Annotated in this window: 18 protein-coding genes, 1 tRNA gene and 1 pseudogene; 6 read left to right on the top strand and 14 right to left on the bottom strand. The window is 73.6% G+C overall.

What is annotated here, in order from left to right; all coding sequences use genetic code 11:
• Positions 1-135: 135 nt before the first annotated feature.
• Positions 136-1,449 carry an amidohydrolase family protein gene (locus AB0F18_RS03965; RefSeq protein ID WP_362054804.1) on the top strand — a complete coding sequence of 438 codons (1,314 nt, stop codon included), beginning with the start codon at positions 136-138 and terminating at the stop codon, positions 1,447-1,449.
• Between the two features lie 54 nt (positions 1,450-1,503).
• Positions 1,504-2,160: an SDR family oxidoreductase gene (locus tag AB0F18_RS03960; protein ID WP_362054801.1), complete on the top strand. Its 657-nt coding sequence runs from the start codon at positions 1,504-1,506 to the stop codon at positions 2,158-2,160.
• A gap of 43 nt (positions 2,161-2,203) precedes the next feature.
• Here AB0F18_RS03960 and AB0F18_RS03955 read toward each other — a convergent pair whose 3' ends face one another.
• Positions 2,204-2,644 carry a DUF3574 domain-containing protein gene (locus tag AB0F18_RS03955; protein ID WP_362054798.1) on the bottom strand — a complete coding sequence of 147 codons (441 nt, stop codon included), beginning with the start codon at positions 2,642-2,644 and terminating at the stop codon, positions 2,204-2,206.
• A gap of 104 nt (positions 2,645-2,748) precedes the next feature.
• Here AB0F18_RS03955 and AB0F18_RS03950 point away from each other — a divergent pair, with 104 nt between their 5' ends.
• A complete protein-coding gene (locus tag AB0F18_RS03950) occupies positions 2,749-3,252 on the top strand; it encodes a hypothetical protein (protein ID WP_362054795.1) in 504 nt (167 codons plus the stop codon).
• A 59-nt stretch (positions 3,253-3,311) separates the two neighbouring features.
• On the opposite strand, the gene AB0F18_RS03945 is transcribed toward AB0F18_RS03950, so the two are convergent.
• Positions 3,312-3,393 (bottom strand) — tRNA-Tyr (locus AB0F18_RS03945).
• Positions 3,394-3,597: 204 nt separating this feature from the next.
• On the opposite strand from AB0F18_RS03945, the gene AB0F18_RS03940 reads away from it, so the two are divergent.
• From AB0F18_RS03940 to AB0F18_RS03930, 3 genes are all read left to right on the top strand, one after another.
• Positions 3,598-4,086, top strand: coding sequence for a YajQ family cyclic di-GMP-binding protein (locus AB0F18_RS03940; RefSeq protein ID WP_362054792.1), 489 nt, complete (start codon positions 3,598-3,600; stop codon positions 4,084-4,086).
• A 240-nt stretch (positions 4,087-4,326) separates the two neighbouring features.
• Positions 4,327-5,751: a SulP family inorganic anion transporter gene (locus AB0F18_RS03935; protein ID WP_362054789.1), complete on the top strand. Its 1,425-nt coding sequence runs from the start codon at positions 4,327-4,329 to the stop codon at positions 5,749-5,751.
• 19 nt (positions 5,752-5,770) lie between these two features.
• Positions 5,771-7,015: an APC family permease gene (locus tag AB0F18_RS03930; protein WP_362054786.1), complete on the top strand. Its 1,245-nt coding sequence runs from the start codon at positions 5,771-5,773 to the stop codon at positions 7,013-7,015.
• On the opposite strand, the gene AB0F18_RS03925 is transcribed toward AB0F18_RS03930, so the two are convergent.
• The 12 genes and pseudogenes from AB0F18_RS03925 to AB0F18_RS03870 all read right to left on the bottom strand — a co-directional run.
• Positions 6,993-7,124, bottom strand: coding sequence for a hypothetical protein (locus AB0F18_RS03925; RefSeq protein ID WP_362054783.1), 132 nt, complete (start codon positions 7,122-7,124; stop codon positions 6,993-6,995). The genes AB0F18_RS03930 and AB0F18_RS03925 overlap by 23 nt on opposite strands.
• 50 nt (positions 7,125-7,174) lie before the next feature.
• Entirely contained in the window at positions 7,175-8,266 is a 1,092-nt protein-coding gene (locus AB0F18_RS03920; protein ID WP_362054780.1) for a hypothetical protein, read from the bottom strand.
• A complete protein-coding gene (locus AB0F18_RS03915; protein WP_362054777.1) occupies positions 8,263-8,655 on the bottom strand; it encodes a YccF domain-containing protein in 393 nt (130 codons plus the stop codon). Before AB0F18_RS03915 ends, AB0F18_RS03920 begins: the two co-directional genes overlap by 4 nt.
• The gene (gene htpX / locus AB0F18_RS03910) at positions 8,652-9,515 is read right to left on the bottom strand and encodes a zinc metalloprotease HtpX (protein WP_362054774.1); all 864 of its coding nucleotides are present in this window, start codon (positions 9,513-9,515) and stop codon (positions 8,652-8,654) included. The genes AB0F18_RS03915 and htpX overlap by 4 nt, the downstream gene beginning before the upstream one ends.
• A 203-nt stretch (positions 9,516-9,718) precedes the next feature.
• Complete coding sequence (locus AB0F18_RS03905) at positions 9,719-11,260, bottom strand: NADH-quinone oxidoreductase subunit N (protein ID WP_362054771.1); 1,542 nt, start codon at positions 11,258-11,260, stop codon at positions 9,719-9,721.
• Entirely contained in the window at positions 11,257-12,810 is a 1,554-nt protein-coding gene (locus AB0F18_RS03900; protein ID WP_362054947.1) for an NADH-quinone oxidoreductase subunit M, read from the bottom strand. The genes AB0F18_RS03905 and AB0F18_RS03900 overlap by 4 nt, the downstream gene beginning before the upstream one ends.
• A gap of 38 nt (positions 12,811-12,848) precedes the next feature.
• On the bottom strand, positions 12,849-14,852 hold the full coding sequence (locus tag AB0F18_RS03895; protein WP_362054768.1) for an NADH-quinone oxidoreductase subunit L: 2,004 nt from the start codon (positions 14,850-14,852) through the stop codon (positions 12,849-12,851).
• Complete coding sequence (gene nuoK / locus AB0F18_RS03890) at positions 14,849-15,217, bottom strand: NADH-quinone oxidoreductase subunit NuoK (protein WP_362054765.1); 369 nt, start codon at positions 15,215-15,217, stop codon at positions 14,849-14,851. The genes AB0F18_RS03895 and nuoK overlap by 4 nt, the downstream gene beginning before the upstream one ends.
• A complete protein-coding gene (locus AB0F18_RS03885; protein WP_362054945.1) occupies positions 15,217-15,882 on the bottom strand; it encodes an NADH-quinone oxidoreductase subunit J in 666 nt (221 codons plus the stop codon). Before AB0F18_RS03885 ends, nuoK begins: the two co-directional genes overlap by 1 nt.
• A complete protein-coding gene (locus AB0F18_RS03880) occupies positions 15,879-16,490 on the bottom strand; it encodes an NADH-quinone oxidoreductase subunit I (protein ID WP_362054762.1) in 612 nt (203 codons plus the stop codon). The genes AB0F18_RS03885 and AB0F18_RS03880 overlap by 4 nt, the downstream gene beginning before the upstream one ends.
• Positions 16,490-17,458: a complex I subunit 1 family protein gene (locus AB0F18_RS03875; protein ID WP_362054759.1), complete on the bottom strand. Its 969-nt coding sequence runs from the start codon at positions 17,456-17,458 to the stop codon at positions 16,490-16,492. Before AB0F18_RS03875 ends, AB0F18_RS03880 begins: the two co-directional genes overlap by 1 nt.
• Positions 17,455-17,976 (bottom strand): annotated as a pseudogene (locus AB0F18_RS03870) (NADH-quinone oxidoreductase subunit C); the annotation flags it as partial. The pseudogene AB0F18_RS03870 and the gene AB0F18_RS03875, both read right to left, overlap by 4 nt.

Raw genomic sequence — 17,976 nt, 5'->3', positions numbered from 1 at the left:
ACCACACCGGTACGACTATTGCGCTCTTCCCCGAACCGGGGAGCCCCGCGCCCTAGGCTCTGAGCACGCTGCGTGATCTTGGGCCGCGGGCTGCGGCCACGGCCCTGGAACCGCCCGAGCCCCCGCAGGAGCGCGATGTCCGACAGCCAGCCGCAGCAGCCGTCCCATTCCCCGCGCAACCCCTCAGGGGGCCCGGCCGACGGCTCCGGGCACGCCCGGGCCCGCGGTCCCGCCGGCGGCCCCGCCCCCGAGGCCGCAGGCCTCCTGCTCACCGGGGCCCGGCTGACCGACGGGCGCACCGTCGACGTCCGGCTCAGCGGCGGCCGCATCCAGGCCGTCGGTACCGCGGGCAGCCTCCCGACCCCCGCCCTGGCCCGGGTCGACCTGCGCGGCTACCTGCTCCTGCCCGCCCCCGCCGAGCCGCACGCCCACGGGGACACCGCCCTGACCGCCGACGGCGAGGGGCCCGTCTCGTACGCCCCCGACGAGGTGCAGCGCCGGGCCACCGAGGCGGCGCTGCTCCAGCTCGGGCACGGGGCCACCGCCGTGCGCTCCCACGTCCGGATCGGCGACGTGCACGGGCTGGGCCCCCTGGAGGCCTCCCTCCAGGCCCGCCGCTCCCTGCGCGGGCTCACCGACCTGGCCACGGTGGCGGTGCCCCGGCTGCTGACCGGGGCGGCCGGGGCCGACGGGCTCGCGATGCTGCGCGACGCCGTGAAGATGGGCGCCTCCGTGATCGGCGGCTGTCCCGACCTGGACCCCGACCCGACGGGCTTCCTCGAGGCGGTCCTGGAGCTGGCCGCCGAGCACGGCTGCCCCGTGGACCTGCACACCGACGGTGACGACCCGGGCCGCCTCGCCCGGCTCGCGGCGATGGCCGGCGGGCTGCGGCCCGGGGTGACCATCGGCCCCTGCGGCGGCCTGTCCCGGCTCCCGCTGGACGCCGCCTCCCGCGCCGCCGACCAGCTCGCGGCGGCCGGCGTACGGGTCACCTGCCTGCCCCAGGGCGACTGCTCCGCGCTGGAGCGGCGCGGTCTGCGCACCGCCCCCGTACGGCTCCTGCGGTCCGCCGGGGTCCGGGTCGCCGCCGGCAGCGGGGCGCTGCGGGACGCGGGGAACCCGGTCGGGCGGGGCGACCCCCTGGAAGCCGCCTACCTGCTGGCTTCCCAGGGCGGGCTGCGCGCCTCCGAGGCGTACGACGCGGTCAGCGCCGCCGCCCGCGAGGCCATGGCCCTGCCTGAGGTGCGGGTGGAGGCCGGCTTCCCGGCGGAGCTGCTCGCCGTGCGCGGGGACCGGATCGCCGGGGTGCTGTCGCTGGCCTACAGCCGGATCGTGGTCCACCGGGGGCGGGTGGTAGCCCGGACGAGTGCCGTACGGGAGTACTGCGACTCGGCGGTCGCGGTGGCCCTGGACCTGCCCCGGCAGGGCCGTATGGAGCCCGGCCCCTGAGTGTTCCCCGGGCGTTCGCGGGCGGGGGCGCCCGGGTCGTCGTACGGTCGGGACATGCGCATCGTCATCGCGGGTGGACACGGTCGGATCGCGCTGCGGCTGGAGCGCCTGCTCGCCGCGCGCGGGTACGAGGTCGCCGGGATCATCCGGGACCCGGAGCAGGGCGCCGATCTGCGCGAGGTCGACGCCGAACCGGTGCTGTGCGACCTGGAGTCGGCGTCGGTCGAGCACGTGGCGGGGATCCTGCAGGGCGCGGACGTGGCGGTGTTCGCCGCCGGAGCGGGTCCCGGCAGCGGCCCGGAGCGCAAGCAGACCGTGGACCGGGGGGCGGCGGTGCTGTTCGCCGACGCCGCCGAACGGGCCCGTGTGCGCCGCTTCCTGATGGTCTCGACGATGGGGTCGGACTCACGGCACGAGGGGGCCGAGGTCTTCGACGCGTACCTGCGGGCGAAGGGCGAGGCCGACGACCACCTGCGGACCCGGCTGGGTCTGGAGTGGACGATCGTGCGCCCGGGCGTGCTGACCGACGATCCCGGTACGGGGCTGGTCCGGCTGGAGGCGCGTACCGGGCCGGGCAGTGTGACGCGGGACGACGTGGCGGCGGTGCTCGCGGAACTGGTCGAGACTCCGGCGACGGCCGGTCTGACGCTGGAGCTCCTGTCGGGGGCGACCCCGGTCCAGGTCGCCGTGAAGGACGTGGCCGGGAACTGACTCCGCCCGGCCCGACCCTCCGTCAAACACCGGCCGGCGCAGGTCAGAACTCGGCTTCCAGCTCGTCGTCGGAGCGCCCGACCGAGCCCTGCCGGAACTGTTGCTCGTAGGCCTGCCGGATCCGCTCGACGCGGGCGCCGCGCTCGGCCGCCTCCTTCTCGGGGTAGAGCAGCACGACTTCGTACGCGGCCTCGTGGACGATCGTGCCGTCCGCGCCGCGCCACTGGCCGTACCCGTCGTGGAGGGTGAGGCCCTCGGGGAAGTCGGGGGTGACCTCGCGGTCGAGGAAGCCCATGAACTCCGCCTTCCCGACGGGCTGGTGGCCTTCGGCGCGCTGCGTGCCGAAGTAGAGCCTCGTCTCCCGGTAGGGCTCCCCCGCGTGGCCGTGCAGTGCCGCTCCGACCAGGGCCGGGATCCCGGCGCCGAGCAGGGCCATCAGGACGCCGCCGCCGACCTTTCCGCGTGTGTCCGAAGTCCGTTTCACGCCCCGTGAACGACCGTCCGCCCGGTTCGGTGCGCCGTGGGGGCCGATAGGGTCACCCGGAATCCGGCCGCAGGGGGCGGCCGAAGGGGGGACCGGGGCGGGGCATGGGCGACGGGAACTGGCAGGTCGGCGAGGTCGAGGGGGGCCGGCTGGCGGCCCGGTGGTGGAAGTGGGCGCTCACGGCCCCTGCGGACGAGAGCCCGGTGGCGGACACAACGGGGGCCTACGCCGGACGGCGGCAGCCGGCAGACCTGTGGTTCCTGGCGGGCACGCACGGCGGCCGGGTGGTGCGCCGGTGCAGCGTGCCGGCGGGGCGCCCGCTGTTCTTCCCGGTGCTGAACACCAAGCGTCCGGCGGTGCCGTTCCTGACGAAGCCGTGGCGGCTGGAGGTGACGCGGGCATCGGCGGCGCTGAACAGCACTCCGCTGCCCCTGCGCGAGTTCGTCTCGAAGCCCTTCCCCGTCATGGGGATACCCCAGGTCGCGTGGGGCCTGTGGGGTGCTCTCGATCCGCTTCCGCCGGGCCAGTTCGTCCTGGAGATCGACGCGGCGGCCGCGAACGGCTTCTGGGTGGACACGACCTACCACCTGACGGTGACCGCTCCCTAGCTATGCGAAGAAACCCCCGCCCACTGCGTTTCCGCAGATGAACGGGGGTTCCACTCGCGTGGCGGCGCCAGGATTCGAACCTGGGTAGGCTAAGCCGACGGATTTACAGTCCGCTCCCATTGGCCACTCGGGCACACCGCCATGGGATGCCGCCCGGGTTCCTCCGCCTTTCGGCGTCGTTCCCTGGCAACGACGTAAACGATACCTGATGTGCGGGGGTGCTTCGCCACCGGATTGATCAGCGCCTCACGCGGGTGCGGTGGCTAGGCTTTGCGGAGCGGGCCGGGGATGTCCGGCCGCGGCCCTCCGGGGCACACCACAGCCGACTTCAAGGAGCCACAGCACATGGCCGACTCCAGTTTCGACATCGTCTCGAAGGTCGAGCGGCAGGAGGTCGACAACGCCCTCAACCAGGCCGCCAAGGAAATCTCGCAGCGCTACGACTTCAAGGGCACCGGCGCCTCGATCTCCTGGTCCGGCGAGAAGATCCTGATGGAGGCGAACGGCGAGGAGCGCGTCAAGGCCATCCTCGACACGTTCCAGAGCAAGCTGGTCAAGCGCGGGATCTCGCTGAAGGCGCTGGACGCCGGCGAGCCGCAGCTGTCCGGCAAGGAGTACAAGATCTTCGCGACGATCCAGGAGGGCATCTCCCAGGAGAACGCCAAGAAGGTCGCGAAGATCATCCGGGACGAGGGTCCCAAGGGCGTCAAGGCCCAGGTCCAGGGCGAGGAACTGCGCGTCACCTCCAAGAGCCGTGACGACCTCCAGGCCGTCCAGGCCCTCCTCAAGGGCAAGGACCTGGACTTCGCCATCCAGTTCGTGAACTACCGCTGACCTACCGCTGACCTGCGCGTACGTCGCTGATCGGACCCCGTGGGGCACAACGGGGGCGGATCGCCGGGGCTTTGCCGGCGGGCGCCCGCGTTGTGCCCTTCGCCGTTTCGGCGCCCGTGGTGTGTGCCCGGCGTGAGCGGCGCGCGCTCCCGCCCGGCCCCCCGGTGGTGACTGGGCGCGGCCGGGCGCGCCCCACAAGGCTGGGTGACATCCGTCACCGTGTCACAAGGGGGTTCCCGCATGCCTGGGGCCGGCAGTTTCCGAGCGGACCTCGGGGCGTCCGTCGTCGTCGCGCTGGTGGCGCTCCCGCTCTGCGTCGGGGTCGCCGTCGCCTCCGGTGTACCCGCCGAGCTGGGGATCGTCACCGGGGTGGTGGGCGGGCTGGTCACCGGCTGGTTCCGGGGCAGCGCGCTCCAGGTCAGCGGGCCCGCTGCCGGGCTGACCGTCCTCGTCTACGAAGCCGTGGACAGCTACGGCCTGCCCGCGCTCGGCGTCTTGGTGCTGGCCGCCGGCATGGTGCAGCTGGGCCTGGGCGCCCTGCGGCTGGGGCGGTGGTTCCGGGCGATCTCCCTTGCCGTCGTGCACGGGATGCTGGCCGGGATCGGGCTCGTGCTGATCGCCGGGCAGCTCTACGCCCTCGGCGGGGTCCCGGCCCCCGGGAAGACCCTCGCCAAGCTGGGCGGGGTGCACGAGCTCGGCGCGCAGGCCGACTGGGCCGCCGTGGCGCTCGGCGCGGGGACCATCGCCGTGCTGGTGCTCTGGCGGCGGGCGCCGGCCCGGCTGCGCGTCGTACCGGGGGCGCTCGTCGGGGTCGCGGCCGCCACCGCCGCGGCCGCGCTGCTGCCGCTGCCCGTCGAGACCGTGCGGGTGACCGGGGTGCTGGACGCCGTGGCCCTGCCCAGCTGGTCGGACTTCGGCACGCTGGCCTCGGTGGGGGCCGTGGGGACCGTGGTGGCGCTCGCGCTGATCGCCTCCGCCGAGACCCTTTTCAGCGCCGCCGCCGTCGACCGGATGCACGAGGGACCGCGCACCGACTACGACCGCGAGCTGGTCGCCCAGGGCATCGGCAACGCGGTGTGCGGGCTGCTCGGGGCCCTGCCGATGACCGCCGTCATCGTGCGCAGCTCCGCCAACGTGGAGGCAGGGGCCCGCACCCGGGCGTCGCGGATCCTGCACGGGGCCTGGCTGCTGCTGTTCGCCGTGGCGCTGCCGCAGGTGCTGGAGGTGGTGCCGCTCGCGGCGCTCGCCGGGGTGCTGCTGCACGCGGGCTGGAAGCTGCTGCCGGCGCGGGCGGTGGCCGCCCTGTGGCGGACCCACCGGGGCGAGGCGGTGGTGCTGGTGGTGACGGCCGTCTCGATCCTGGCCACCAGCCTCTTCGAGGGGGTGCTCGTGGGGCTGGGCCTCGCCGTGGCCAAGGCCGCCTGGGAGACCTCCCACGTGCACGTCGAGGAGGTGTGGGAGGGCGACGAGCTGTGCGTGCGGGTCGTGGGCAACGCCAGCTTCCTGCGGCTGCCCAAGCTGCTGGACTCCCTGGAGGCGCTGCCGCACGGGCCGGTGCGGCTCGACCTCAGCGGGCTGCGGCACCTCGACCACGCCTGCCTGACCGCCTTGGAGGGCTGGGAGCGCAAGCGGATGCCTCTTCCCGGCCGTGAGGGCGTCATCTAGGCCGGTTACCCTCCCGCCGGTGGACAACCAACTGAAGCGCACCCTGGGGGTGTCCGACGCCGTCGTGGTCGGGCTCGGCGCCATGGTCGGCGCCGGCATCTTCGCCGCCCTCGCCCCGGCGGCGCGCGCGGCGGGCGGCGGGCTCCTGGCCGCACTGGCCCTGGCGGCCCTCGTGGCCTACTGCAACGCGCACTCCTCGGCGCGGCTCGCCGCCCGCTATCCGGCCTCCGGCGGGACCTACGTGTACGGGCGCGAGCGGCTCGGCCCCTTCTGGGGGTATCTGGCCGGCTGGGCGTTCGTCGTCGGCAAGACGGCCTCCTGCGCGGCGATGGCGCTGACCGTCGGGGCGTACGCGTGGCCCGGGCGGGAGCACGAGGTGGCCGTGGCGGCGGTGGTGGCGCTGACCGCCGCGAACTACGGCGGGGTACAGAAGTCCGCCCGGATCGCCCGGCTGATCGTGGCGGCGGTACTGGCGGTGCTGGCCGGGGTCGTGGTGGCGTGCCTGAGCTCGGGCACGGCCGATGCGGGCCGGCTGGTGGGCGGGGAGTGGGGCGGCGCGGCCGGGCTGTTGCAGGGCGCCGGTCTGCTGTTCTTCGCGTTCGCGGGCTACGCCCGGATCACCACCCTGGGCGAGGAGGTGCGCGATCCGCAGCGCACGATCCCGCGCGCGGTGCCGCTCGCGCTGGGGATCGCCCTGCTCGTGTACGCCGCCGTGGCGGTGGCGGCCCTGTCGGTGCTCGGTGCCGACGGGCTGGCGGGATCGTCGGCCCCGCTGGCCGACGCGGTGCGGGCGGCCGGCCGGCCCGGTATGGCCCCGGTCGTCCGGGTGGGTGCGGCGCTGGCCGCGCTGGGCTCTCTGCTGGCCCTCGTGCTGGGGGTGTCGCGGACGGCTCTGGCGATGGCGCGGGACGGCCATCTGCCGCGCACGCTGGCCGCCGTGCATCCCCGGCATCAGGTGCCGCACCACGCGGAGCTGGCCGTGGGTGCGGTGGTGGCGGTGCTCGCGGCCACCGCCGACCTGCGGGGCGCTATCGGTTTCTCCTCTTTCGGAGTACTGGTCTACTACGCGATCGCGAACGCCTCCGCATGGACTCTTGGTTCAGTTGTCAAGGGTCGTGCCGTGGCAGCGGCGGGGCTGTCCGGCTGTGTGCTGCTCGCCTGCGCGCTGCCCCTCACGTCGGCGGTGACGGGCGCGGCGGTGCTGACGCTGGGGGCGCTGGCCTACGCGGTGCGGGGCCGGCTCAGGGCCCCCAGCGGGCGCTGAACTCGGCTTCCCCGTCCGCCAGGGGGCCGGGCAGGGGTTTTCGGCGCTCGCCCGCGGAGTCCCGGACTCGGGCGGTGACTTGCTCCAGCAATTGCTCGTTCTCGTTCATGTGTTCATGGTGAGGCACAGCACTGACAGCCGCCCGGGCCTGTGGACAACTCAGGCCAGGACCACGTCGATGCGCTTTTCCCGGAGGAAGGAGAGGAGTTCGGGGAAGGTCACGGGGTAGCGGGTCAGCGGCTGGACGCCCAGGCAGCGGCGGGCCACCTCGTGGTCGTGCCAGACGAGGGTGAAGGGCCCGGTCGCTCCGAAGCCGCCGCCCAGGGCGTCCGAGACGCCGTTCAGGCAGCGTCCGAAGTACCCGCCGGGGCCGTTGACGGCCTCGCCGAGGGCGCAGAAGAAGCCTTCGGAGTCGGTGACGTGGCGCCCGTCGAGGTGGTAGGTGCCGCCGGCCGGGCGGTCCGGGCCCGTGCGGTGGTACACGGCCGGGTCGAGCCAGCGGGCCCGGCCCGTGGGATCGAACTGCGCCCACAGGTTGGGGACGGCCGGCCGGCCCTCGCGCCACAGCGGCCAGATCGCGGCGACGACCGGCGGCTGGGGATCCATGTGCACGGTCAGGTCGTAGAGGCCCGGCCCGCGCGGGGACGGCTCCCAGCCGACGATGTCCGGGTTCCCCGCCACGGAAAGGACCTCCCCGGCGGCGTCCAGGGCGTCGAGGTGCCGGTAGGCGAGCCGTCGTTCCCTCCGGCCCTCCACCACGTCCCGCAGCGGACCCCGCAGGGAGCACCCGAGGAGGCGTACCCGGTGCGGCTCCGGCTCCTCGACGGGCAGCACCTCGGCGAGGTCCCGGAAGTGGCCCAGGAGTCCGTCATCGATGTCCGAGAGACTGAAGCCCACCGACAGGGCGACCCTCTGCGGGTACGCCGGCTGGTCTTCGGACCGTACTGCCTCGATGACCACGTCCCGCCGCGCCAGGTCTCGGGCGCACGGACGGGTGGCGAGGACGCGGGCGTCCTCCAGGTACCACTCCCACAAGGGCTCGCCGTTCTTGTCGAGCGGCTTGAGGACCAGGAAGCCCAGCGCCGACGGCAGCTCCGCCTCGAAGGCGCAGCCCAGCAGCTCGTAGCGGCGCCGCGGGGGCTCCGGCGGGTCGGCGAACAGGTGCTCCGCCTCCTCGCACAGGGCCCACAGCTGCTCCTCCTCGTGGTCCTCGTCCTCCCCCCAGAGCGCGTAGCGCGCGGCCGTCGTCACCGGGAGGCGAAGGGGGCGTCCGTGGGGACGATTTCGCGGCCCAGGGGGAGCAGGGAGAGGGGGACCATCTTGAAGTTGGCGATGCCGAACGGGATGCCGATGATCGTGACGCAGAGGGCGAGGCCGGTGGCGATGTGGCCGAGGGCCAGCCACCAGCCGGCCAGGACCAGCCACAGGACGTTGCCGACGCAGGACGGCGCGCCCGCGTCGCGGCGCTCGACGGTGGTGTAGCCGAAGGGCCAGAGGGCGTAGACGGCGATGCGGAAGGCCGCGATGCCGAAGGGGATGCCGATGATGGTGATGCACAGGATCAGGCCGGCCAGGCAGTAGCCGAGGAACAGCCAGATCCCGCTGAGTATGAGCCAAATGACGTTCAGGATGGTTTTCACTGGCTGCGGCCTGCCATCTGTTCGAGCCGGGCGATGCGCTCGGCCATCGGGGGGTGCGTCGAGAACAGTTTGGAGAGCCCCTGGCCCGGCCGGAAGGGGTTGGCGATCATCATGTGGCTCGCCGTCTCCAGGCGGGGTTCCGGGGGCAGCGGGAGCTGCTTGGTGCCGGCGTCGAGCTTGCGCAGGGCGCCGGCCAGGGCGAGCGGGTCGCCGGTGAGCTGGGCTCCGGAGGCGTCCGCCTCGTACTCGCGCGAGCGGCTGATGGCCAGCTGGATCACGGACGCGGCCAGCGGGCCGAGGAGCATGATCAGCAGCATGCCGACGATGCCGGGGCCCTCGTCGTCGTCGGAGCGGCCGACCGGGATCAGCCAGGCGAAGTTCACCAGGAACATGACCACGGAGGCCAGGGCTCCGGCGACCGACGAGATGAGGATGTCGCGGTTGTAGACGTGGCTCAGCTCGTGCCCGATGACCCCGCGCAGCTCGCGCTCGTCGAGGATGCGCAGGATGCCCTCGGTGCAGCAGACGGCGGCGTTGCGCGGGTTGCGCCCGGTGGCGAAGGCGTTGGGGGCCTCGGTCGGGGAGATGTAGAGCCGGGGCATGGGCTGGCGCGCGGACGTGGAGAGCTCGCGCACCATGCGGTACAGCTCGGGGGCCTCGAACTCGCTGACGGGCCGTGCGCGCATCGCGCGTAGAGCCAGCTTGTCGCTGTTCCAGTACGCGTACGCGTTCGTCCCCAGGGCCACGAGGACGGAGACGATGAGGCCGCCCCGCCCGAAGAAGCTGCCGATGAGGATGATGAGTGCGGACATCCCGCCGAGGAGTACGGCGGTCTTCAGCCCGTTGTGCCGGCGGTGCACGGTACGCCCTCCTAGTGGTGCGTCAGGGGAGCCCCGTCGTGGATCTGAGGGTCTTCGGTCCAGTGGACCCTCCCTTCCTGGTCAACGCGAGGTGGGGACGTCTGGTTCCCGGGCAGGGCGCGGCGCCGCCGCCCCGGCGGGGCGGGCCGGGGGGCGGTGGCGGGCGTTACGCCGTACGGGTGAGGGCGCGGGGAGCGGGCGGGTTACAGCGGGAAGAGGGTGCCCGCGGCGAAGCGCAGGACCAGCTGCGGGGCGCCCGACAGGACCAGGGCCGTCACGGCGGTGAGGGCGATGGCGGCGGCGACGGGCCAGGGGGCCTTCGTGCGCGCGGGCGTCTCCCCTGCCTCTCCCTGGGTCTGCGGGGTGCGGAAGAGGAGGGCCGTCCAGCGCAGGTAGTAGTACAGGGCGATGACGACGTTCACGGCCATGACCACGGCGAGCCAGCCCAGGCCGGCGTCGACGGCGGACCGGAAGACGGTGACCTTCGCGAAGAGGCCGATGATGCCCGGCGGCAGGCCGGCCAGGCAGAGCAGGAAGAACGCCAGCGACAGGGCGGCGGCGGGGCGCTCGGCGTACAGGCCGCGGTAGTCGCTGATCCGGTGCAGCGGCTTGGTCCGGGCGACCAGCGCGGCGACGGCGAAGGCGCCGAGGTTCACGGCGGCGTACATGAGCGCGTAGGCGACGGTGGAGCCGATCTGGTCGCGGTCGGTGTACGCGGCGGCGGCGATCGGGACCAGCAGGTAGCCGGCCTGCCCGACGGAGGACCAGGCGAGCAGCCGGACGGCGCTCTGCGGGCGGTCGGCGGACTGGCGCAGGGCGGCGGCGTTGCCGAGGGTCATGGTGAGCGCGGCGAGTACGGCCAGGGCCGGGCCCCAGACCTCGGAGTACGCGGGGAAGGCGATCACGGTGACGAGGATCAGGCCGGTGAAGCCGACGGCCTTGCCGATCACCGAGAGGTAGCCGGCGACGGGCAGCGGGGCGCCCACGTAGGTGTCGGGGACCCAGAAGTGGAAGGGGACGGCGGCGGTCTTGAAGGCGAAGCCGACGAGGGTGAGGGTGACGCCCGCCACGGCGAGGGTGTCGAGCTGCCCGGGGACGTCCTCCAGCCGGTCGGCGACCCGCGCCAGGTGCAGGGAGCCGGTGGCGGCGTAGACGAGGCTGACGCCCATCAGGGAGACGGCGGTGGCGGTGACGGAGGACAGGAAGAACTTGAGGGCGGCCTCGGAGGACAGCCGGTCGCCGCGGCGCATGCCGACGAGGGCGAAGGCGGGCAGCGAGGCGACTTCGAGGGCGACGATCAGGGTGGCGAGGTCGCGGGAGGCGGGCAGCAGGGCCGCGCCGGCGGCGGAGGACAGCAGCAGGAACCAGTACTCGCCGGCCGGGGTGCGGCTCTCGCGGACGACGGTGACCGACAGCAGGGCGGTGACGAGGGCTCCGGCCAGCACCAGGAACTGGATGACGAGCGCGAAGTGGTCGGCGGTGTAGCTGCACGCGCCGGGGTCGGCGGTGAGGCAGAAGGTGCTGCGGTCGCCGGCGCGCAGCGGCAGCAGGGCGGCGGTCGCGGCGGCCAGGCCGGCGACGGAGATCCAGCCGAGGACCGGCTTGCGGGCCTCGGACATGAAGAGGTCGGCGACCAGGACGAGCAGGGCGACGGCGGCGGGGACGACCACGGGGGTGATCGCGAGCCAGTCGACGGACTGGACCAGGCTGGGGGTGTCGGCGGCCAGGGCCGTCAGGGCCGTCATGCGTTGCCTCCTGCGAGGAGCTTCTGGACGGCCGGGTCGGTCAGGCCGAGGAGGGTGGCGGGCCACAGGCCGGCGAGGACGGTGAGGGCGACGAGCGGGGTCCAGGCCGCGAACTCGTAGCGCTGGACGTCCGCGAGGGTGAGTTCGGGTCCGGCCTTCGGGTCGCCCATGCAGACGCGCCGTACGACGATCAGCAGGTAGGCGGCGGTGAGCAGGGTGCCGAACGCGCCGACGGCCATGTAGGTGAGGAAGGCCGGGCGGGACAGGCCCTCGGCCGGGTCGAACGCGCCGAACAGGGCCAGCATCTCCCCCCAGAAGCCGGCCAGGCCGGGCAGGCCGAGGGAGGCGACGGCGGCGAAGGCCAGCAGTGCGCCGAGGCGGGGGGCGCGGCCGTAGAGGGCGGCGCCGGTGGCTCCGGCGAGGGTGTCGAGGTCGCTGCTGCCGTAGCGGTCCTTGAGGGCGCCGACCAGGAAGAAGAGGAGGCCGGTGATCAGGCCGTGGGCGATGTTCGCGAAGAGCGCGCCGTTGACGCCGGTGGGGGTCATGGTCGCGATGCCGAGCAGGACGAAGCCCATGTGGCCCACGGAGGAGTACGCGATGAGGCGCTTGAGGTCGCCCTTGACGCCCTTGCGGGTCAGCGCGAGGCAGGCCAGGGATCCGTAGACGATGCCGACGGCCGCGAAGGCGCCGAGGTAGGGGGCGAAGGTGTGCATGCCGTCGGGGGTGACGGGGAGCAGGATGCGGACGAAGCCGTACGTGCCCATCTTCAGCAGGACGCCCGCGAGGAGCACGGAGCCGACGGTGGGGGCGGCGGTGTGGGCGTCGGGCAGCCAGCTGTGCAGGGGCCACATCGGGGTCTTGACGGCGAGGCCGATGCCGATGGCGAGGACGGCCAGGACCTGGGTGGTGTGGGTCAGTCCGCGGCCGTTGTCAGAGGCGAGTGCCACCATGTCGAAGGTGCCGCTGTTCAGTCCGATCAGCAGCAGTCCGAGGAGCATGACCACGGATCCGAGGAGGGTGTAGAGGATGAACTTCCAGGCGGCGGCCTGCCGCTGAGCACCGCCCCAGCGGGCGATGAGGAAGTACATCGGGATGAGGACCATCTCGAAGGCGAGGAAGAACAGCATCAGGTCGAGGACGGCGAAGGTCGCGAGGGTGCCGGACTCCAGGACGAGGAGCAGTGCGACGAAGGCCTTCGGGGAAGGGCCGTCGGGGAGCTTGAAGTAGCTGTACACCGCGCAGAGGAAGAACAGCAGCGCGGTCATCAGGAGGAGGGGGAGCGAGATGCCGTCGATGCCGAGGTGGATCCGGATGTTCAGCGCCTGGATCCAGCTGATGTCCGTGGTCGCCTGGAAGCGGGACGGGGCGTCGTGGTCGAAGCCCAGGGTGAGGGCGACGGCCGCGGCCAGGATGACACCGGTGACGGTGACGCCGTGGCGGAGCACGGCCTGTTCGGGACTCCTGCCCTTGAGCCCGGGCGGGGCCGGGAGAAGGGCCGCGACGGCGCCGAGGAGCGGTGCGGCCACGGTGAACGCCAGAAGGAACTGCATCACGGACGGGCTGATATCGATCACGGCTGACTCTCGGCTCACGATCCGGCGTTGACGTTGGCGAGGACGGCGGTGGCGATCGCCAGGACCACGGCGCCGGCGAGCAGGGCGCTCAGGTAGCTCTGTACGTTGCCGGTCTGGGCCCGGCGTACGAGGCTGCCGAGCAGCCGGGGTCCGGTGCCCGCGCCGCGGACGTACGTGTCGACGACCTCGCGGTCGAGGAAGCGCACCAGGCTCGCGCCCGCGCGCACGGGGCGGACGAAGAGCCGGTCGTAGACGGCGTCGAGGTGGAAGCCGTCGGCGGCGTGCCGGTGCAGCGGGCCGAGGAGGGCCCGGCCGGGGTCGGCGGCGGGGGCGGCCGAAACGGCGGGGTGGTCGTGGGTCACCTCGGCGACCTCGGGGGTCTCGGCGGCGGATTCGGCGGCGGCGACGGACGCGGGGACGGCGCCTCCGTTGCGGATCCCGGCGGCGGCCCTGGCGGTGGCGCGCTGCCACAGGGCGTAGGTGAGCATCACGCCGACGAGCGCGGCGCCGGTGCCGAGGACGGAGGTGGTCACCGAGGGGGTGAGCGCCTTGCCGTCGAACCAGTCGGCGAGGGGGCCGGCGGCGAGGCCGAAGCCGATCGAGGGGACGGCCAGCAGCCACAGGACGCCGGTCATGGCGACGGGCTCCTTGCCGTGGTCGGGGGCGGCGGCGCCCCGGCCGCGGAAGGCCATCAGCCACAGCCGGGTGGCGTAGGCGGCGGTGAGCAGGGCGGTGAGCACCCCGGCGACGAGCACCACCCAGCCGGCCGTGCTCGGGGCGAGGTCGGAGTGTCCGCCGGCGGCGTGCTCGGCGGCGACGAGGACGGCTTCCTTGGAGAAGAAGCCGGCGAAGGGCGGGATGGCGGCGAGCGCGAGCAGCGCGATCGTCATCGTCCAGAAGGCGTCGGGGATGCGCCGGGCCAGGCCGTCCATGCGGGACATGGCGGCGAGGGAGTTCGTGCCGGCGGCGTGGATGATCACGCCGGCGCCGAGGAAGAGCAGCGCCTTGAAGGCGCCGTGGGACAGGAGGTGGAAGACGGCGGCGCCGCGGTCGCCGACGGCCAGGGCGCCGGTCATGTAGCCGAGCTGGCCGACCGTGGAGTAGGCGAGGACGCGCTTGATGTCGTCCTGGGCCAGGGCGGCGAGGGCCGAGCCGATCATCGTGGTCGCGGCCATGACGGCCATGACCACCAGGGCGGCGCGGGAGGCCGTGAAGACCGGGAGGAGGCGGGCGATGAAGTAGACGCCGGCGGCGACCATCGTCGCGGCGTGGATCAGCGCGGAGACCGGGGTGGGGCCCGCCATGGCGTCGGGGAGCCAGGTGTGCAGGGGGAACTGCGCGGACTTGCCGGCGACGCCGGCGAGCAGGAGCAGCGCGATGAGCGTCGGGTGGTCGAGTCCGCCCGCGGCGACGGTGCCGAGGATCTTGGTGATCCGGAAGGAGCCGGCGTCGGCGGCGAGCGCGAACAGGCCGATGAGGAAGGGGACGTCGCCGAGCTTGGTGACGAGGAAGGCCTTGAGGGAGGCGGAGCGGGCCGCTTCGGTCTCCCAGTAGTGGCCGACGAGGAAGTACGAGCAGATGCCCATGATCTCCCAGCCGACCAGCAGCACCATCAGGTCGCCGGAGTAGACGACGAGCAGCATGGCGGAGGTGAACAGTGAGACCAGAGCGGCGTACGACGGGTAGCGCGGGTCCTCGCGGAGGTACGCCGTCGAGTAGAGCTGTACGCAGGTGGCGACCACTCCGACCAGGGCGGCGACCAGGACGGCGAAGCCGTCGAGGTGCAGCGAGAGCTCGATCGGTACCGAGCCGGTCGGGGTCAGCTGGGTGGCGGTGTCGATCGCCCTGCCGCCGCCGTGGCGGACGGCGACGAGTACGGCCAGGACGGCGGAGGCCAGTGCCGGCAGGACGGCAAGCGGCCTGACGAAGCCGGGGGCCGTGCGGCCGAGGAGGAGTCCTGCCACCGCGCCGAGGAACGGGAGGAGGGGGACGAGGACCGCGAGGGTCGTGGTGCTCACGCGGCGACCTCCGGCCGGGTGGTGATGTCAGCGCTGTCATCGGGCCGGCCGGGCTCGTGGCCCTCGGCGGTGTCGCGGAGCTTGTCGACGTCCGAGGTGCCCCGGTTGCGGTACACCATCAGCACGATCGCGAGGCCGATGCCGATCTCGGCGGCGGCGATGGCGATGGTGAAGAGGGTGAGGGCCTGGCCGGCGTGCAGGGTGTCGCGCAGCCAGACGTCGAAGGCCACCAGGTTGAGGTTGACGGCGTTGAGCATCAGCTCGACGGACATCAGGACCAGGATGGCGTTGCGTCGGGCGAGGACCCCGTAGAGGCCGGTGGCGAAGAGGAGGGCCGCGAGGACGGCGGGGTAGGCGAGGTGCATCAGCGCTGCTGCCCCTTCTCGGTGCCCGTGCGGGCGGCGGCGTCGGCCGCGTCGGCGGCCTCCTCGGCGGGTGTGGCGCGGCGCGAGAGCACGATGGCGCCGATCAGGGCCGCGAGGAGGAGGACGGAGAGCGCCTCGAAGGGCAGCACCCAGTGCTGGAAGAGGATCTCGCCGGAGACCTTGGTGGAGCCCTGGGCGGGGCCGTCGAGGTCGATCCAGGTGGTGCGGAAGGCGTCGACGACCACCCAGACGAGTGCGGCGCCGGCGACGCCGGCGACGCCGAGGGCGACCCACCGGTTGCCGGAGTCGGCGTCCGGTGAGCGGCCGATGGGGGCCTTGGTGAGCATTAGTCCGAAGAGGAGGAGGACGACCACGGAGCCGAGGTAGATCAGGACCTGGACCCAGGCGATGAACTCGGCGGTCAGCAGCAGGTACTCGACGGCGATCCCGCCGAGCGCGACGACCAGCCAGAGGGCGGCGTGCACGAGCTGCTTGGTGGTGACCGTGACGAGGGCCGCGCCGAGGGTGGCGAGGCCGACGAGGACGAAGGCGATCTCGACGCCGGTCGGCGAGAGGAAGCCGGGGCCGGGCGCGGGGGCGGGGCCGGCGGGGGCGGCCGCCGTGACGGCGGCCGCGGCTGCGGCGAGGTGGGCGGCGTACATCAGGCGGTGCCTCCCGCCGGGGTGTCGGGGGTGCCGTCGGCGGGCGGGGTCGCTGCGGCCTGCGCGGCGGCGGCTGCCTCGGCCGCGGCTGCCGCCTCGCCCTTCTCGACGGCCTTGCGGGCGGCGGCGACCTCCTTCGGCTCCTCGGCGCCGGGGTCCAGGGCGGGCGGGGCCGGGACGGTCCACATCCACTCGCGCAGCTTGTCGCGCTCGTGGGTGAGTTCGTGGATGTCGGTCTCCGCGTACTCGAACTCCGGCGACCAGAAGAGGGCGTCGAAGGGGCACACCTCGATGCAGATACCGCAGTACATGCAGAGGGAGAAGTCGATGGCGAAGCGGTCGAGGACGTTGCGGCTGCGCTCGCGGCCGCCGGGGGTGGCGGCGGGCACCGTCTCCTTGTGGGAGTCGATGTAGATGCACCAGTCGGGGCACTCGCGGGCGCACAGCATGCAGACCGTGCAGTTCTCCTCGAACAGGCCGATGACCCCGCGGCTGCGGGGCGGGAGCTCCGGCTGCACCTCGGGGTACTGGGCGGTGTGCGCGCGCTTGGTCATCGTGCGCAGGGTGACGGCCAGGCCCTTGGCGAGGCCGGATCCGGGAATCGGGGGCATTACTGGATCGCCACCTTCACGATGCCGGTGAGCGCGATCTGGGCGAGCGCGAGGGGGATGAGTCCGGTCCAGGCGAGCTTCTGGAGCTGGTCCTCGCGCAGGCGCGGGTAGCTCACGCGGAGCCAGATGACGACGAAGGCCAGCACGGCGATCTTGAGGAGGGTCCAGACCCAGCCGAGGCCGTCGCCGCCGAAGGGGCCGTGCCAGCCGCCGAGGAAGAGGACGGTGGTCAGGGCGCACAGGACGACGATGCCGGCGTACTCGGCGAGCAGGAACAGCGCGAAGCGCAGGCCGGTGTACTCGGTGTACGCGCCGAAGATGATCTCGGAGTCGGCGACGGGCATGTCGAACGGGGGCCGCTGGAGCTCGGCGAGGCCGGCGGTGAAGAAGACGAGCGCGCCGATGATCTGCCAGGGCAGCCACCACCACTCGAAGGCGTTCACGATGCCGGGCAGGGACACCGTCCCGGCGGCCATCGCCACGGAGGCGGCGGCGAGCAGCATCGGCAGCTCGTAGGCGAGCAGCTGGGCGGCGGTGCGCAGGCCTCCGAGGAGGGAGAACTTGTTGGCGGAGGCCCAGCCGCCCATGAGGCTGCCGAGGACGCCGATGCCCATGACGGCGAGCGCGTAGAAGAGACCCGCGTCGATGACCTGGCCGATCCAGCTGTCGCCGGGGCCGATGGGGATGGCGATGAGGACGAGGAGGTACGGCAGCAGCGCGACGGCGGGGGCGAGCTGGAAGATCCGCCGGTCGGCGTTGGCCGGGACGATGTCCTCCTTCTGCGCGAACTTCACGCCGTCGGCGACGAGCTGGGCCCAGCCGTGGAAGCCGCCGGCGTACATGGGGCCGAGGCGGCCCTGCATGTGCGCCATCACCTTGTGCTCGGTCTGCCCGATGACGAGCGGGAGCACGAGGAAGACGGCGAAGACGACGATCAGTCGCAGGGCGACGTCGAGGACGTCGGTCACGCGTCGCCTCCGGTGGTGTCGGGGTCGGTTTCGGGCTTGGCTTCGGGCTTCGGGTGCGGCTCGGGCGCGGGGGCGGGCTCGGGCTCTGCGAAGGCGGGCTTCGGGTTGTGCCAGGGCGCGTCCGTGCTGCGCGGGGCCGGGCGCCTGGGGGCCTCCGGCTCGGGCGCGGGGGTCTGACTGGCGGACCCGTCCGAGGCCGAGCGGGTCCGCCGGGCGGGACGCGGGGCGTCGGCCGCCGGGGTGGCCGGTTCCGTTGCCGGGGTGGCGGTGGCCGGGGCCGGGGGTGTCTGGCTGGCCGAGCCGTCGGAGACCGAGCGGGTGCGGCGGGGCGGGCGGGGCGACTCTCCCGGGGTGGCCTCCGGGGTGGCCTGGGTGGCCGAGCCCTCCGTCGTCGTGCGGGTGCGGCGGACCGGGGCGCCCTCGCGGGGGGTGCGGGCCGCCGCGCCGGGGGCGCGGGGGGGGGGGGGCCGGCGGGGCGGGGGCGGGGGGGGCTGGGCCGGGAGCGGGGCCCCGTCGTT

The sequence above is a fragment of the Streptomyces sp. NPDC029216 genome (genome assembly GCF_040648015.1).
Lineage (GTDB): Bacteria > Actinomycetota > Actinomycetes > Streptomycetales > Streptomycetaceae > Streptomyces.
The sequence above is the reverse complement of the archived record's forward strand: the minus strand, read 5'-3'. Positions and strand labels throughout refer to the sequence as shown.

Excerpts from the sequence above, each read along its gene's own strand:
- AB0F18_RS03960 (WP_362054801.1), top strand. The coding sequence starts at position 1,504 with ATGCGCATCGTCATCGCGGGTGGACACGGTCGGATCGCGCTGCGGCTG.
- nuoK (WP_362054765.1), bottom strand. The coding sequence starts at position 15,217 with ATGCACCTCGCCTACCCCGCCGTCCTCGCGGCCCTCCTCTTCGCCACC.
- AB0F18_RS03940 (WP_362054792.1), top strand. The coding sequence starts at position 3,598 with ATGGCCGACTCCAGTTTCGACATCGTCTCGAAGGTCGAGCGGCAGGAG.
- AB0F18_RS03925 (WP_362054783.1), bottom strand. The coding sequence starts at position 7,124 with ATGAACGAGAACGAGCAATTGCTGGAGCAAGTCACCGCCCGAGTCCGG.
- AB0F18_RS03965 (WP_362054804.1), top strand. The coding sequence starts at position 136 with ATGTCCGACAGCCAGCCGCAGCAGCCGTCCCATTCCCCGCGCAACCCC.
- AB0F18_RS03905 (WP_362054771.1), bottom strand. The coding sequence starts at position 11,260 with ATGACGGCCCTGACGGCCCTGGCCGCCGACACCCCCAGCCTGGTCCAG.
- AB0F18_RS03950 (WP_362054795.1), top strand. The coding sequence starts at position 2,749 with ATGGGCGACGGGAACTGGCAGGTCGGCGAGGTCGAGGGGGGCCGGCTG.
- AB0F18_RS03935 (WP_362054789.1), top strand. The coding sequence starts at position 4,327 with ATGCCTGGGGCCGGCAGTTTCCGAGCGGACCTCGGGGCGTCCGTCGTC.
- AB0F18_RS03880 (WP_362054762.1), bottom strand. The coding sequence starts at position 16,490 with ATGCCCCCGATTCCCGGATCCGGCCTCGCCAAGGGCCTGGCCGTCACC.
- AB0F18_RS03900 (WP_362054947.1), bottom strand. The coding sequence starts at position 12,810 with ATGCAGTTCCTTCTGGCGTTCACCGTGGCCGCACCGCTCCTCGGCGCC.